The 16,212-nt window shown below is 57.9% G+C and carries 11 protein-coding genes; 5 read left to right on the forward strand and 6 right to left on the reverse strand.

From position 1 onward, the window contains the following. The first annotated feature begins 619 nt into the window (after positions 1-619). From NHH03_RS13260 to NHH03_RS13275, 4 genes are all read left to right on the forward strand, one after another. Complete coding sequence (locus tag NHH03_RS13260; protein ID WP_253156834.1) at positions 620-1,477, forward strand: TIGR03546 family protein; 858 nt, start codon at positions 620-622, stop codon at positions 1,475-1,477. Then, entirely contained in the window at positions 1,474-3,237 is a 1,764-nt protein-coding gene (locus tag NHH03_RS13265; RefSeq protein ID WP_253156841.1) for a TIGR03545 family protein, read from the forward strand. The genes NHH03_RS13260 and NHH03_RS13265 overlap by 4 nt, the downstream gene beginning before the upstream one ends. Positions 3,238-3,240: 3 nt before the next feature. After that, positions 3,241-3,891: a hypothetical protein gene (locus NHH03_RS13270; RefSeq protein WP_253156843.1), complete on the forward strand. Its 651-nt coding sequence runs from the start codon at positions 3,241-3,243 to the stop codon at positions 3,889-3,891. A gap of 439 nt (positions 3,892-4,330) precedes the next feature. Further along, on the forward strand, positions 4,331-4,990 hold the full coding sequence (locus tag NHH03_RS13275) for a response regulator transcription factor (RefSeq protein WP_253156844.1): 660 nt from the start codon (positions 4,331-4,333) through the stop codon (positions 4,988-4,990). 542 nt (positions 4,991-5,532) lie between these two features. On the opposite strand, the gene rsmH is transcribed toward NHH03_RS13275, so the two are convergent. From rsmH to NHH03_RS13295, 4 genes are all read right to left on the reverse strand, one after another. Continuing rightward, entirely contained in the window at positions 5,533-6,426 is an 894-nt protein-coding gene (gene rsmH / locus NHH03_RS13280) for a 16S rRNA (cytosine(1402)-N(4))-methyltransferase RsmH (protein ID WP_315861451.1), read from the reverse strand. After that, entirely contained in the window at positions 6,419-7,354 is a 936-nt protein-coding gene (locus tag NHH03_RS13285; RefSeq protein ID WP_253156846.1) for a sugar phosphate isomerase/epimerase family protein, read from the reverse strand. The genes rsmH and NHH03_RS13285 overlap by 8 nt, the downstream gene beginning before the upstream one ends. 49 nt (positions 7,355-7,403) lie before the next feature. Then, positions 7,404-9,182: an aspartate--tRNA ligase gene (gene aspS / locus NHH03_RS13290; protein ID WP_253156848.1), complete on the reverse strand. Its 1,779-nt coding sequence runs from the start codon at positions 9,180-9,182 to the stop codon at positions 7,404-7,406. A 185-nt stretch (positions 9,183-9,367) separates the two neighbouring features. Next, positions 9,368-10,942: an MFS transporter gene (locus NHH03_RS13295; RefSeq protein ID WP_253156850.1), complete on the reverse strand. Its 1,575-nt coding sequence runs from the start codon at positions 10,940-10,942 to the stop codon at positions 9,368-9,370. 294 nt (positions 10,943-11,236) lie between these two features. Between NHH03_RS13295 and NHH03_RS13300 the strand changes: the two genes are divergently transcribed. After that, positions 11,237-11,803: a glutathione peroxidase gene (locus NHH03_RS13300; protein ID WP_449339247.1), complete on the forward strand. Its 567-nt coding sequence runs from the start codon at positions 11,237-11,239 to the stop codon at positions 11,801-11,803. A gap of 8 nt (positions 11,804-11,811) precedes the next feature. On the opposite strand, the gene NHH03_RS13305 is transcribed toward NHH03_RS13300, so the two are convergent. Together NHH03_RS13305 and NHH03_RS13310 are read right to left on the reverse strand one after the other, a co-directional pair. Next, positions 11,812-13,173: a DUF1501 domain-containing protein gene (locus NHH03_RS13305; RefSeq protein WP_390895565.1), complete on the reverse strand. Its 1,362-nt coding sequence runs from the start codon at positions 13,171-13,173 to the stop codon at positions 11,812-11,814. Between the two features lie 85 nt (positions 13,174-13,258). Further along, positions 13,259-16,105: a PSD1 and planctomycete cytochrome C domain-containing protein gene (locus NHH03_RS13310; protein WP_253156854.1), complete on the reverse strand. Its 2,847-nt coding sequence runs from the start codon at positions 16,103-16,105 to the stop codon at positions 13,259-13,261. Positions 16,106-16,212 lie beyond the last annotated feature (107 nt).

Raw genomic sequence — 16,212 nt, forward strand, 5'->3', positions numbered from 1 at the left:
GAAACAGCCGCAAACCGACACCGCTGAGTACGAGTTAGGACTCGAAAGAAGAGCCAGAACCAGGGAATTCAACGACGCGGAAACGTTTGTTCTATGAATGACATCGCTCCGCGATTGAGAGCCGGAGGGGATCACGGGTGATTGAGTCGCGGAGCGACGGGAGTCGATAGCCTGGTGGCGTCAGCCCCAGGCCTTGATCGTCAAAGAATATCAACGAGCCCCCGAGGGGCGGTAGAGAATGTCGTCGCTCCGCGACTGCGCGGTATGTCGTCGCTGAATCCAGGGGTTTCACCCCTGGCTAACGAATGACATCGCTCCGCGATTGAGAGCCGGCGGGGAACACGCGTGATTGAGTCGCGGAGCGACGGGCGTACAACTCTCGCTTCTAGTCATCACAGCGCCGCAGATGACGGAGGACTCTCGTCAATTGCTTCGGGAACGATTCCCCACCTGCGAGGTTGTGTTTTATGAACCGTGACTCTTGATCCACGCGTCGATCCGCGCCGCAGATTTTGATGTGAAAATGTGACGGTTGTGCTGAATATTAGTAGGGCCAGGTGCCGATGAAGTTCATCGATGGAGCTTCGCAGGTGATTTGTGCGCATGGAGGCGCACCGAAATGGTCCTATTTTCGCTCAAACTATTCAAAAACTTGCGCAAGGCGATCGCAGGTCGGCGATTCCCTCACCAGCTGGCTGGTGGGGTGGCGTTGGGCGTTTTGCTGGGGATCATTCCGCACGGAAATCTGCTGGCGCTGCTGGTCTTGCTGGCCGTGCTGTGCTTTCGCGTCAATCACGCGCTGCTGGGTGTGGTGGCTATTTTGGCCTCGTTCGTCGCCACCCAGCTGGATCACTATTCCCATGCGGTCGGCCAATCAGTGCTGACGCATCCGACGGGCAGCCAATGGGCTACCAAAGCCTGGGCAATGCCGTTGGTGCCTTGGACCGATTTGAACAACACCGTGGTCCTGGGCAGCTTTCTGATCGGTTTGGCCGCGGTGCTACCCATTTTTGCAATCACTCTGCCGGTGTTCCGGCTGATGGCACCTGCCGATTTGGGCTTAGATGCCGATGGGGACGCTGATGGGGAAAACTGTCAGGACGATGAAGATGAAACGGATCCTGTCGCGAGCGGTGAATCGATCGCTGACCCAGCGCCCATCGCAACGATCCGTCCCCGACTGGCCGTGACCACACTGCCAGCAGAAACAGATACGGCATCCGAGCACGAATCGGAATCCGTTCCGGCAGTGATCCCGATCGATCGGCTGCCCAGCAACGAACAAATGGTTTCGATTGAGACCCGAATCGACGTGATTCGGATGGCCGATAGCGACGCGGAAAACGGTGGCAATGCGCATCGTGATGCGTCCGGCCCCGATGCGTCCGATGAACCAACCGAGCACCCCAATGATGAAGCGCTCAATTACCTGCTTCATCAATTGCGTCACTCCCAGCAAAGGAAAGCAGCAGGATGATTCGCTGGCGATTTGTTGTAACACGACTGTTGATCGTCCTGTCGGTGGTGCTGCTGTTGAGCCTGGGCTTGGGCCCGGTCGTCAGCTATCTCACTGTCGCAGGATTGCAGAGCGCAACGGGCGCGAAAGTTGAAATCGGATCAGCCGATGTCGGGCTATTTCCGCCCCGCGTCCGCTACGAACGGTTCAGCGTCGCTGATCCACGCGACAGCAAAGAGATGCGAGACGCATTTCGCGCCGAAGTGATCGAGTTGGAGCTTGATGGTCAGGCGCTCATGAGTCGGCGCTGGGTCGCACGCGAAGCATCGATCACCGGTTTGCAGATTGGCGCAACACGTGACGAGTCGGGGCACCTGGACAAGCCCCAGGCCGAAGAAGAGGTGTCGAGCCTGTCGGATCAACCCAGCGTGATCGGTGAAATGCTGGGCGGGATTGCCGGCCGGATGCAGGAGCAAGCCGAACAGACCGCGGGAGATTTGGAAACCGTTCGCCGCAGCAAACAAATCAAGGAATACTGGGAATCCGAGTATGACCGATTGGCAAAGCGTGCCAAAGTGTTGGAGCAAAACGTTCGACAGTTCAAACAGAACACGCGTGACATCGACAATCCGCTGCGAGACTGGGACAAAATCGGCAACACCGTTGGTTTGGCCGACGAAACCCGTGTCGAGCTGAAAACGATCCTGGCCGCGATCGATGCGATTCCCGGTCGGTTCGAAGCGGACCTGGCATCGCTGAAACAGGCCAAACAAATCGACTTGGACCGGATCGACCAATACGTTCCTGGCAACTTGGCCGAGTCAAAGAACTTTGGCATCGACCTGATCAGCGAAGCGGTTCGAGATCAGATTGCCAGCATCAAAGAGTATTGGGAAGGCGGCCGCACGATCGCCAACTACACCATCGTTGCACCGGAAACCGAGCGGGCGCGCGGCATTGAAATCGATCTGCTGGGCGATCGTCGCCAGCCAAGTCTCTTGGTCAAGCGATGTGAATTGCAGGGCGTGATGCGGGTCGACGGCAACGCGTATTCGCTGTCCGGTGTGGTCGAAAACTTGACGCCGTCGCCGAAATTGTTGCCGCAACCGTTGCGGGCACAATTGCGTCTGGAAGGGCCGCAAGTGGTGAACGTCGACTACATTCGCGATCGTCGATTGTCCAACGACATCGACCGATTGACGTTGCACTGGCCGCAATCGGATGCTCCCCAATTGCGGTTGGGCAGCGACAGCAGCACGATGGTGTCGGTGACCGGCGGAAAACGCGAGGTGTGGGTGCAAATGCGATCCGAAGGCGATCAAATCCAAGGGCGTTTCGTCAGCAAACAAACCGGTGTTCGAATCGGTCTGGATGTCGACTCGAAATACGATTCACTGCCCGCGACAACCGCCTTGCAACAAAGCTTGGCTGCGGTCGATACCGTGACCATCGACGCTGGATTCGAAGGGACCTGGGACCAGATGGCGATGCAGATGGATACCAACTTGGGGAAAATTTTGCGGGATGCCGTCGACCAAGCGGTCAGCCAGCAAGTGGATGCAGCCAAACAGCAGCTGACCGCTCGTGTTCAACAGGCCTATGCCGACGAAGGTGCGAAGCTGAATCAGTGGTTCAAGTTAAAGCAGATCGATGCACAGTCGATGACCGCTCAGGTCGATGGCATGATCGATGACCTGGGGAAAAAGTTGCTTGATGGGGTGGATTCATCCGACGCCACGATCGGCCGCATCAACGACATCCTTCGCAGTCGATTGCGATGATCGATGGAGCCTGAAATCATCTTCTGGCAAGGCGCCGCGGGCGCCGGTGAGATCCGAGTCGATGATGTTTGGGGGACGCCGCAATCGGTCGGGCTGTTTGCCGCTGAGCGATCAGCAGCCTCGACGTTGCAGCATCCGCTTGGTCGGGAGAGCAGCATCCAGCTCGAAATCGCTGAGCCAATCGTTGAGCAGCGCACGCGCTGGATCTTGGCTGCGTTGGACGGCGTCGCCACGGATCCGCTGCAGCAACTCTATCGGCTACGCATGCCGCTGGTTGGTGAATCTGCTGATGCGGCGACAGCGGTTCGGCACGTTCACGAAACGATCGTGGTTCGCCAAACTCGAGATGGTAATCCGGCCCACGTCGGTTTACTTGGGCATCTAAGGCTGACCGCGTCGGCCGAGCAACAGCGTGATGCAATCAGCGACGCATCTCAAACGCTGCATCAGCTGAACAATCAGTTGTCGGTCGCTGTCATGGCGATCGATGTGATTGGGATCAAACTGCAACGCGGGCCAAACAAAGCTGAGTTGAGCGAATTGATCGAAACCTGTCGCTCCGCTTCCCGGGCAGCCCAAGACTGCGGTCGCATTGCCAATGACGCCCTGCATCGCATGCACCAGCGACAGCAGGCCAAACAGCCGCGTCGTTGACCCCACCACAACATTGACCGCAGCGTTCCCGGTATCATGCAGCACCGGCAACTCGGAATTCTCTGTGAGGCCGGACCGGGTTGCTGAGTGGGTAACCCGACGCGTGAGTTTTCAAGCCAGCGTTTTCGCGTGGGCATTGTTTTTGGGTAACCCGAAGCGTCAGCGAGGGATCCCGTTAACTCCCAAAAATCCCTCGCTGACGCTTCGGGATACCATAAGCGCTGGCTTCAAAACTCACGCTTCGGACTACCGATCCCCCCCGCCACGGAGGTCGAGGACCAACTACGCACTCTATTCGTTTCGCCGCTGAAGGTGTCGTCAATCAGGTGCGGTAGGGATTTTTTTTGCGCAGTGCAATTGATTACAGTGTACGCGCATCGGATTTCGCTGTTCTATTCTCAGCGGGCTATCAGATCTTCTCTCTTCAATAATAGCCAAGATGGCAATTACAAGCACTGATCTAGTGAATGATTTCACGAGCCAAACTGACTCTCCATCTCTGTACATCGTCGACGATGAACGAGAACTTCTCGCATCCCTGGCCGATTCGCTGCGGGCGATGGGGTATTCGCCCAAGACGTTTGAGCGACCGTCAGAATTATTAAACGCGACCTGCCATGACGACATCGGTTGTGTCATCACGGACCTTCGCATGCCTGGCATGGGGGGGCTGGATTTACTGCATCGGTTGAACGATTCGGGCAGTTGTCTGTCGGTGATTCTACTGACCGCTTTTGCCGACGTGCCGACGGCGGTGGAAGTCATGAAGCACGGGGCGGCGACGGTGGTCGAAAAGCCATTTGATCTGCGGCGATTGGCCGACGAAATCGAATCAGCAATGATGGTTTCCGAACAGTCGTTCGCCCGCCAGGGCAAGATTCGCCGAGCGGTGAAATTGCTCGGATTGCTGTCGGTCGAGGAAATTGCAGTGTTGGATCTGGCGATCGGAGGCATACCCAATCGGCAGATCGCCGAATCCTTGTCGACCAGTCCGCGGACGGTCGATCGACGCCGACACACGGCCCTACGGAAGCTGCAGGCGGAGACGGTAGCGGATTACGCTGTGCTGAAAACCCTGGCGGATTATTCCTGGCTGTAAATGGAAGTGCAAAATCACCGGATTTTGCTATCGTGAGCGGCTCCGATGGGTGTTTTCCTATGGCTCAAATTGGCGGTCGCGAGTGGGTCAGCCAGATTCCCGAAAAAAGTCCCGACACCGATGCTGAGACGCAACTCGTCATCGAATAACGGGTTACCGCCACCGAGTGCTTTGGGCAGTTTGAAAACTCTGAAATCTGCGGTTGACCGCGTTTGCTGGCCGCGTAACCTAAGGCTATCGATCGGGTCGAAGCGACGCCGATTGCTTGCCCGCCACGGATGTCCCGCTCTGGACGTAACTCTTTGCTATCTTTTAGGTTGCGACGATAACGCCCTGGGATACCTCGCTGGTCAGGATCCGTCGTTTCGACAGACCATCTTCCGCGAGTTCGCCTCGCGTGGGGTTCACGCGGTCAGCTTGCGGCCACGGGCTGACATCGTTGATGGCACGGAGTCCTCCGCTATGTCATCTCCGAAAACCTCACGGACCGGGTACATGAAGTGCCCGGTCGCGAACGCTCGCGAAAAGATGACCGTGTTGCGTTAGCGTCTTTCGGCCACGCGCAGTTTCGCACTCCGTGAGCGTGAATTCGCCGCTACTTCTTCGTCACTTGGACGCAACGGTTTCTTCGTTAGGATCTGCCACCGCTCGTCATCACGAAATGCATTCTTGACGATCCGGTCTTCCAGCGAGTGAAAGCTGATCACTGCGATCCGGCCGCCCGGGGACAACCACTCGGGTGCAGCCTGAAGTGTTCGGGTCAGGATGTCCAGTTCTTCGTTGACCGCGATCCGCAGCGCTTGAAAGGTGCGTGTCGCCGGGTGGATGTCGTGGTTCTTGCCGCGGGGGACACAGCGGCGACAGACATCGACCATTTCCGCGACGGTTCGCACTGGCTGGCGTTGTTTGGATCGCAACACGATTTCACGTGCGATCCTGCGGCTGAAACGTTCTTCGCCGAATTGATAGATCGCGTCGGCGATCTCTTTCTCGCTGTGCCGTGTCAGCCACTCGCTGGCTGGGACTCCGTTCTCCGGGTCAAACCGCAAATCGAGAGGGCCATCGTTTTGAAAGCTGAACCCCCGATCTCGGTCGGCCAACTGATCGCTGGAGAGCCCCAGATCCAACACCAATGCATCGGCATGTTCCAACTCACAGGCCTGCAACGCCTGGCCCGCTTTTTCGTAGCTGCCCAGGAACAGGGAAATGCGATCTTGCGGCGGCTGGGATTCGACCAGGGCGGAAACGGCGGGGTCGCGATCAAGTCCGATCACCAATCCGTCTGGGGGAAGGATGTCGCGCAGTAATCGGGAGTGTCCACCGGCGCCGTAGGTGCCGTCGATGATCACCGTCGGAGAGCACTGGGCGACCCAGTCCACGATCTCACCTGGCATCACCGAGACGTGACAGGGGGGGGCGGTGTTGTCGTCAGCCATTCGCTTTCTGGGGCTGATTGACCGAGCAATGCAGTGCGGTTTCCATGTTCTCGGCAATTTCTTTCAATCGTGCCGCGTCACCGCCAGCGACTTCTGCGGCGCACCAGCCACGGAAATTGATCTCACGCAGGGCTGCTTCGATTGCGGGCCAATCGACATCGCCTTCGGTGACCTTGGTGAACTTGCCGGTCTGGCGGGAGAAGCCTTTGATGTCCAGTTTTTGGATTCGCGGCCCCAGTGTCCGCACCCACTGGGCGATGTCGCCAAATTTCCAGTGGTTGCCGAGATCGAATTGCAGTCCGACCAACGGCGAATCGAACTGGTCGATGTAGTCGGCCAGCGGTTGCACGCTTTGGTTGCTGTCACCGTTTTTGTCGTACAGGAATTCGTTCCAGACGTTTTCGACCAGGATCGACACGCCATAGCGTTCAGCCGTTGGCAATGCGGCGCGAATGTTGTCGCTGGATCGTTGGTAAACTTCTTCGGGCGTGCCGTCTTTGCCGTGACCGACCACCAATAGGCAGGAATCACCTCCGACGTCGGCGGTTTCCTTGATCGCCTGTTTCAGCTTTGCCAATGCATCGGCACGGACGGCCGGGTCTGGATCGCTGTGGCGGATATTCCAGTGCGAACCACCGACACTGCCGTCGACGATCAATCCGGTTGCTTTGCTGGCCTGGTTGACCGCATCCACATTGATCCCCGGCGTGTTGACTTCCACCCCCTCGAACCCGGCCGCTTTGGCCGCGCGGAACTTGTCTTCCAAGGTGCCTTCGACTTTGATCATGCCGACTTTCAGTGTCTTGCGCAGCCACGGCGTGCTGTCGTCGGTCGCCGGTTTTTCGGCCATCAACGATTGTCGATTCGAGACACTCCAGGTGGCGGCTCCGAGTGCGGCCATGGTTTGCAGAGCGGTTCGTCGTCGCATTTGAGTTCCCTTTTCAGGCGGGTAGCTGTGGCTGGAATTGCCGTTGATCTTACTCGGATTTTTTAGCCAGCGTGCGCAGATGCAGTTCGGTTAACTGGTCTGCGTCAACTTGCCCCGGCGCTGCGGTCATCAGATCCGATGCTTTTTGCGTCTTGGGGAACGCGATGACTTCGCGAATGTTTTCCAGCCCGGCGATCAGCATCACCCAGCGATCGATCCCCAGTGCGATCCCGCCGTGCGGCGGCGCACCGTAGCGGAGTGCGTTGAGCAGGAATCCGAAGCGATCCTCTGCGGTGGCTTCGTCGATGCCCAGCAGTTCAAACACTTTGGACTGGGTCTGTTGGTCATGAATTCGAATGGTCCCACCGCCGGCTTCGCTACCGTTGATCACCAAGTCATAGGCTTGCGCGCGGCAGGCGCGGGGGTCGCTATCGAGTTGATCCAGGTCACTCGCCAATGGCGCGGTGAACGGATGGTGCATGGCGTTCCAGCGACCGGTTTCTTCGTCCTGTTCGAACATCGGGAACTCGGTGATCCAGCTGCAATTCAGTTGATCGGAGCTGTACAGCTCCAGTTCGGCACCCAAGCGTTTGCGAAGTGCATTGAGTCCCTTGCAGGTGACTTCCCAGCTGTCGGCCAAGAACATCAACAGGTCGCCCGGCTGACCGTCCATCAGTGCTTTGATTTCGGCCAGGTGCTCGGCATCAAAGTTCTTGGCCACGGGGCTCCACAGCGAACCGTCTTCTTCGACGCGGAACCATGCCAGGCCTTTGGCACCGAATTCTTTGACGAACTCGGTCAGTTCATCGATTTGGCGGCGCGAGTATTTCTCGGCGGCGCCCACGGCACGCAGACCACGCACAAAGTTTCCGGCGTCGGCGGTGGCGCGGAACACTCGGAATTCGGTCTTCTTGGCGACCGCTGTGACATCGACGATCTCCATGCCGAAACGCAAGTCCGGTGCGTCATGGCCGTAGCGTCGCATGGCTTCGTCATAGGTCATCCGCGGCAATGGCAGCGAGATCTCTTTGCCCAAGATCTCTTTTGCCGTTCTGGCCACCAGGCCGTCGATCAGACCCATGATGTCGTCGGCATCGACAAACGACATCTCCAAGTCCAACTGGGTGAATTCGGGCTGGCGGTCGGCACGCAAGTCTTCGTCGCGGAAACACTTGGCAACCTGAACGTAGCGGTCAAATCCGGCCACCATCAGGATCTGTTTGTACAACTGCGGCGACTGTGGCAACGCGTAGAAACTGCCGGGATGAACGCGGCTGGGAACCAGGTAGTCGCGAGCTCCCTCTGGCGTGCTGCGTCCCAGGATCGGCGTTTCGACGTCGATGAAATCATGTTCGGCAAAATAATCGCGCATCGTTTTGACGATCTTGCTGCGGAGCACCATGCCACGCAGCATTTCCGGGCGACGCAGATCCAAAAAGCGGTACTTCAGCCGCAAATCTTCGCCTGGTAGGTCGGTTTGGCCCGGGGTGAACGGCGGGGTTTGACAGGCGTTCAGGATTTCCAGTTGCGGGCAGCGAACCTCGATCGCTCCGGTATCCAATTTGTCGTTGGTCTTGCCTTCCAAGCGGTCTGCCACCTTGCCTCGCACCAGGATCACACTTTCGGCCGACACGTGGCCGGCGACGTCGATCTGGGCCTGGTCCGCTTCCGGAGGGCCGATCACGACCTGGGTCAGCCCGTATCGGTCCCGCAAATCGATGAACACCGCGCCGCCATGGTCGCGTTTGTTTTCAACCCACCCACAGAGAGTGACTTCGGTTCCGACGTGTTCTTTGCGGAGTTCACCGCAGGTGTGGGTGCGTAGCACGGATCTAAATTGGTTCAGAGAGAGGGGGAAGGAAAGGGAATCGCCCAGTCGACAGGTGCGGATTCTAAACACTGACGCCCGAATTGCTTAGGGGCCGCGCCGCAGTGAGTCGGGTTTTGGCCTACGAAAAACGCCTTGATCACTGGGACCAAGGCGTTTGTGGATCGATCGTTTGAACCGAGGAATCAGTATTCAGTCGGTGCCGGGATCGAATCGGGGTCGTGATCGTCTTCGTCGACTTCCTTTTCTCGACCGTTTTCCAGGTGAATCACTTTGTAGCCACCCTGGGTCCGGAAGTAGATCAGTAGCCCCAGGAATCCGACCGCCATCGCGGCTGGAACATAGCTGGTCAGCGTCAACGCTCGGCGTCCGCCGTACAGATAGGAATCCTGGACCGCTTTGAAGTCGGTTCCGGCGTTATCGACCAAAGCGGGTTTTTCCGCCTGTGGAATCAATTCCGCTTCGCTGATTGCTTCGGTGGATTCCGGTTTGCCGTCGATCAATTCGGTGCCGTTGGCGGCGTTCAATTTGGCGGCGTCCAGCGGACGGTAATCGTATCCCCAGGCCGAAATCGGATCGGGTGATGCGTAGCGTTCAAACGTCTCGGGCGCGGTCTGCTGCAGGTTTTCGCTCATCGCAAATCCCTGTTGCGTCCCGATTCGAGGGCCAGCGATCTGGCCCACGCAAAGCATGCCGGCCGCACCGAGCGCGCCCATCGCAACCGATCCGCTCTGTGGATACCGTTCTCCGGCCACGCCCAGCATGGTCGGCCACAAGAACGCTTTGCCAAACGAATAGAACGTCGCAGCGACAAAGATCATGAACACACTTTGGATCGGCGAACCGAGCCACAGCAGTCCCAGACAGGCGATGATGGAACTGCCCAAGAGCAAGCCGATCGGATTGACTTTGTGAACGATCGGTCCGGCGAAAAATCGCAGCACAAACATCAACGCCGACGTGTACACCAAAATCAGAATCGAATTCGGCAGCAGGTTCTCCATCAGCTTGGTCATCCAGGAATCGACGCCCAATTCCATGTAGCCGATCAAGGCATGTAGGACGATCAGCACCAGGAACGGAATGGAGGCAAAGCAGGCGAAAACGGCTGCGAAGTTGCTCGAGCTCTCACCCACGGTTTCCGGGAATTTCTCGGGGATCACCATCACGCCGTAGGCGATCACGACCAGGGCAAAACTCGACAGCGCCCATTGCCATGGCAATTCCACGAACCAGGCATTTTCGCCAATGAATCCGGCGGCAAATAGGCCGCCGATGATCATTCCGGCCGGCCAACCGGCGTGCAGGATGTTCAAGTAATGCGTCTTGTTTTCAGGGTACAACTGAGCGATCAAGGGGTTGATCACCGCTTCGTACAACCCCTGGCAAATCGAAAACAGAAATGCACTCCAAAACAGCACATTAAAGACTTTGTCGGACGCCGTCGCGGGATCCGATTCACGCCAACCGTCAAACAGTGGATTGGCACCAAACAGCATCACCGCGCTGATCAAGTGCAAACCGAACGCCAGCATCAGAAGTCTCTTGTAGCCGAATTTTTCGACCAAGATCCCGCCAAAGAAGATCATCAATCCGAATCCGAGAAATCCAGCGCCCAAAATCGCACCGAATTGGCTGCCTCCCAAATTGAACTCGCGTTCCCAAGGTCCGCCGGCAGCGGTTCGGGTCGCAAAACCAATTCCAGACGCGACTAGCGTCAAAAAACTGGCCAGCATGAGTTTTCCACGTGCATAATCCATTCGGGGGCTCCAGCGGGAGAGGAGAATTGAGGAGGGAAAGGGAACAATTGCTGATGCTGTCGCTCGGCCACGGGGCGGTCAAGGCATTGAAAGCATCATTTGTGAGAAACAGAAACGTAATCCCCCCGGCCCCCCGTCGCCACTAGCACCCCCGCTATACTCTGCGTAGAAGTGCAAATTAGTGCTCTCCGAACTGCCCATACCCCCAGTAGGCCAAGTGTAACCTGGCGAATCGTGTCATCGCCAGGTTTCACCTGGCCTACTGATCCCCCCTTTCCTTTGCGAGCCTCTCTCATGCGATTGATTCTTTCTGCCGTACTCTGCCTTGGAGCATTGACCACCATGGCGACCGCCGATGACAAGCACGAACACGAACACGAATGTGCATTGGATTTCAAACTGAAGAACATCGACGGCGAAAAAGTCGATCTGGAAGACTACGAGGGCAATGTGGTGTTGATCGTGAACACCGCCAGTGAGTGCGGACTGACGCCCCAGTACGCCGGTCTAGAAGAGTTGTACAAGAAATACAAAGACAAAGGCTTGGTCGTGCTCGGGTTCCCCTGCAACCAATTCGGCAGCCAGGAACCTGGCAGCGAAGCGGACATCAAGAAGTTTTGTAGCACCCGCTACAACGTTTCCTTTCCAATGTTCAGCAAAATCGAAGTCAACGGTGACGGCGCCACGCCGCTCTACAAGTACCTGACCAGCAAGGACGTCAAACCGGCGGGCAAAGGCGCGGTCAGTTGGAACTTTGAAAAGTTTTTGGTCGACCGTGAGGGCAATTTGATTCACCGCTTCGCCCCTCGCACCAAACCCGATGACTCGGATTTGGTCAAAGCCATCGAGTCGAATCTGTAGGTTGCCCGTTAGGCGATCAATTCGTCAATCACTTTGCCGCCGAATTGGCTGAGCTGTTTAAATCGGCCGGCGTGATAGAACGTCAACTTATTGTCGTCCAATCCCAGCAGCCGCAGTAGCGTCACGTGCACATCGCGCACGTGACGCACGTTCTCCACGGCCTGGGCACCGGTTTCATCGGTCGCGCCGATGGTGTGACCGGCGTTGACTCCACCGCCGGCCATCCACATCGTCATCGCTTTGGGGTTGTGGTCGCGTCCATAGGCGGTGCCGCCGCGCACCCCGTTGTCTGGCGACCGCCCGAATTCGCCACACCACACGATCAGTGTCGTGTCCAACAATCCGCGATCCTTGAGATCTTGGATGAGTGCCGCGATCGGCTGGTCGACCGCCGACACCAAACTTCCGTGGGCCCGAGCGATGTAATCGTGACTGTCCCATGATCCGTGATAGAGTTGCACGAATCGCACCCCGCTGGAAACCAGTTTGCGGGCAAGTAAACATTTGCGGCCGAAGGCGTCGGTCGGTTCTTTGCCGACGCCATACATGTCCAATGTCCGCTGGTCTTCGTCGGACATGTCCAGTACCTCGGGAACCTGCATCTGCATACGGAACGCCAGTTCATAGTTGGCGATACGCGCCGACAGGTCGTCATGTGTCGGGTGCTGGGCGGCATGCTGCTGGTTCAATGTGGCGATTAAGTCCAGATTTTGTCGTTGTCGCTGGCGAGACACCCCGGCGGGCGGATTCAAATCCAAAATCGGGGACCCGGTCGGGCGCAGCGGAGTGCCCTGGAAGTGGGCCGGCAGATACCCGTTGCTCCAGTTGGCCGATCCGCCCTGCGGGTACGAGTCGGCGGGCAGGACGACAAATCCCGGCAGGTTCTGGTTGACCGAACCGAGTCCATAGGTCACCCAAGCCCCCATCGCCGGGTCACCACCAAACCGATTGCCACAGTTCATCTGGTACATCGCGGTCGGGTGATTGACGCTGTCGACTTGGCAACCGCGATAGAAACACAGATCGTCAGCGACGCCCGCCAGATGGCTCCAGTTTTCCGCCATGTCGGCGCCAGACTGTCCGGCCTGGCGAAACTTGAACGGGCTTTTGACGAAGTACCGTTTGCCACTTTCCATCGCCGACTTTTGTTCGCCGCTACGGTTGAATTCTTGCAGGTGCAAACGCTCCAATTCGGGTTTCGGATCAAACGTGTCGATGTGCGACGGACCGCCTTCCATCATCAGAAAGATGCACCGCTGTGCCTGGGCCGGGGCTTGCTGGGGGCGCGGCGCCAGCGGCCCATCAGCCGCCGCATCGAGATCGCTGGCCATCATCGCGGTCAGGGCAACGCTGCCCAGACTGGCGCCCATGCCATACAGGAACTCGCGTCGTACCAACCGCTGTGAGCTAAGTCGTTGTGAGTGGGGGCGTAGATTGGTTTCGCCAGCAGGTCCGTTAGTAGACATAGACGAACTCGTTGGAGTTGAGGATTGCGAGACAGATATCGGCTAGCGCGCGGGTGTGCTTGTCGACTTCGGTCGGTTGCAAATCGGGCACAAAGTCTTTGTTGGAGTGCAGCGTTTCGACAAATCGGAATGGTTCACCGGTGTTCTCCTCCACGGCATCGCGTTGGACTTCCGTCGGTTGCTGTGTCCAGGCTGTGGCGTGGTCGGGTAGTTGTTGCTCGGTCTGTTGCCAATGTTGTTGAATCAGTTGCTGTTGATCGGCCGTCGCAGCGCGTCCATAGACCAACCGGTAGCACAAATCGATTGCCTCCTGGTCGGTATCTGTTTCGTTCAGACAGCGATTGGCCAGAGCGAGCGCACGGGCATGGGAACGGCGGCTGTTGAACAACGCAAACACTTGCGGTGTCACGTTGGAAGCATCGCGTTGTTCACACGAAAAATCGGGCGACGGCGTATTGAACACCTCTTGAATTGGATCGGCCAATCCGCGCAGACGACAGGCATAAATCGAACGGCGATGACGGTCTTGGGGCAGCGGATCGGGTGTCCAGGCCGCGGCAAAGGCGCCCATCACTTGTCTCGGCTGCAGTGCAACTTCCAGATTGATCTCCGGTTGGCAAGGCAGCCCGCCGACCGTTGGCGTCAGTTCTCCACTAGCCGCGAGCATCGCATCACGGATCTCTTCGGCGGTCAGCCGGCGCGGGCGAAACACTGCGTAGCTGGTGCCGGTCGGATCCAGTTCGGCCCATTGTTTGCGGTCCACTGGTTCGGTCCCGCGGCGGTAGGCAGCCGACAGCATGATGCGGCGATGCAGTTGTTTGATCGACCAACCATCGTCGACCAGAGTCGCCGCCAACCAGTCCAACAGTTGGGGGTGAGTGGGTGGTTTTCCGGTCGAACCAAAATTGTTGGGATTGCCAGCGATCGGAGTGCCGAAATGCCACATCCAGATCCGATTGACGATGGTGCGTGTGGTCAGTGGATTGCGGGGATCGGCAATCCATTGTGCCAGCGCCAGACGACGTCCCGCAATCGTTTCCGGGATCGGTTCGGTTTGGATGTCCCCCAGCACACTCAACACACTCGGCCGGACTGGCTGACCCGGTGAAAATGGGTCTCCGCCGGTCAGGATGTGCCCTTGTTCCAGTTCGCCTTTTGTCATCCGGTCATCAGGCATGCGAAAGGGCGCGTTGATCGATTTGACCTGGGGAGTGCGGCCGTTGTAAACCGACAACGCAAATGGCCGGTAGGTGTCGTATTCAAACGCCAGGGCCTGCAGCCCTTTGCGGGCGACGCGTTCTCTGCCGAACTCTTGCGGTGTGAACCCGACCAGCTTGGGCGGATACTCCTGTTCACTCCGACCCTGCCCGATTTCCTTGCGAGCCTCGTTGAAAACACCGGAGTGATTTTCGGCCTGCAAGCGATCGACGATTTCTCGCCAGTCGTCGTCAGCCAACCCGTTGTTGGCGTACCACTGCAACGCATTGTCCAGCAACACCTGATCCAACTCGGCCAAGATCCGCTGGTATTCTTTGCGGCGAACGTCCAGGTAACGTTCGAGTTCAAATCCATGCACGTTCTCGGATTTCAGCCGCGGCGTTTTACGTTCGGCCAGTTGCGTCGTCGCGAATACCGCTTGAATGCCATAGTAGTCCTGTGTCGGGACGGGATCGAATTTGTGGTCGTGGCATTTGGCGCATTGCAGCGAGTGGGCCAGAAAGGTTTCGCCGACGCTATTGGTGACGTCATCGAGAAACCGTTGACGCGCGACTTTGGGGACTTCCATTCCGGTCAATTCCCAAGGTCCCATTCGTAGGAACCCCGTGGCGATGTGCATTTCCGGATCGTCTGGTTTCCATTCGTCGCCGGCGATCTGTTCGATCACGAATTGATCGTAGGGCTTGTCATCATTAAACGAACGCACGACGTAGTCTCGGTAACGCCAGGCGCCGCCGCGATGGAAGTCATTGGCCAGCCCCGATGAATCCGCATAGCGAACCACATCCAACCAGTGCTGGGCCATCCGTTCGCCGTAGTGGGGGGAATCAAGTAAGCGGTCGACAACCGTCGCAAACGCGGAGTCGTCGTCACGCGGATCGTCGACAAAGGCATCGATTTCCGCCGGAGTCGGTGGAAGACCGATCAAGTCAAACGTCGCGCGGCGGATCAGGGTCGTGCGGTCAACCGGACCGACTGGTTCTAACCCCGCGGGCATCGCCTGGTCGATCAACGCATCAATCGCAGCGTGGTCGCCATCAGCAGCATCGACAACAGGACGGACCACCGGTTGGTATCCCCACAAGGTTTCCGGTTTGTAACGACGGTTGGTCCAGGCTTCGTCTAGCCCGCCGGAGGTCTGGACGGTGACACCGTCTTCGGCGGACCAGCGATCGGCATAGTCGTTGGCGATTTCCGTCTGGCGTTCGCTACTGGGCCAATGGGCACCCGTTTCGATCCAGCGGTGCACCCACCGCTGTTGTTCCTCAGTGATGGCCTCGGCTTGTTTGGGCGGCATCGCCGACCAATCCTCGCTGCTGCGGGTCATCACCAGATACAGCGGACTGTCGTCGGGGCGGCCGGGCAGCAAACTGGGCTCACCACTTTCCCCACCGGCCAACAGATGATCGAGCTGGCGGAGGTCTAATTCGCCCTCGATTGCATCGGCGTCATTGCCGTGACAGCCCCAGCACTTGGTCCGCAGCAACGGCTCGATCCTGCGGACAAACAGTGTCTCCGATTCATTGCTCAAATCACGACTGGAATCGTCCGCGGCGAGGACAGCGGATTCGACCGCGATGAGGGTCAGCAATGTCAGGGTGATCAATTGTCGAAACATTCACCTTCTCGGCAGCTACAGGCGGGTCATGGCACGTCATTGATAGTGTACCAGCACTGTTTCGCGGCGCGCTCTGCGGTCTGCCTGGCGATGGACCCTCTTGCGCA

It is taken from the genome of Stieleria tagensis (assembly GCF_024129865.1).
Lineage (GTDB): Bacteria > Planctomycetota > Planctomycetia > Pirellulales > Pirellulaceae > Stieleria > Stieleria tagensis.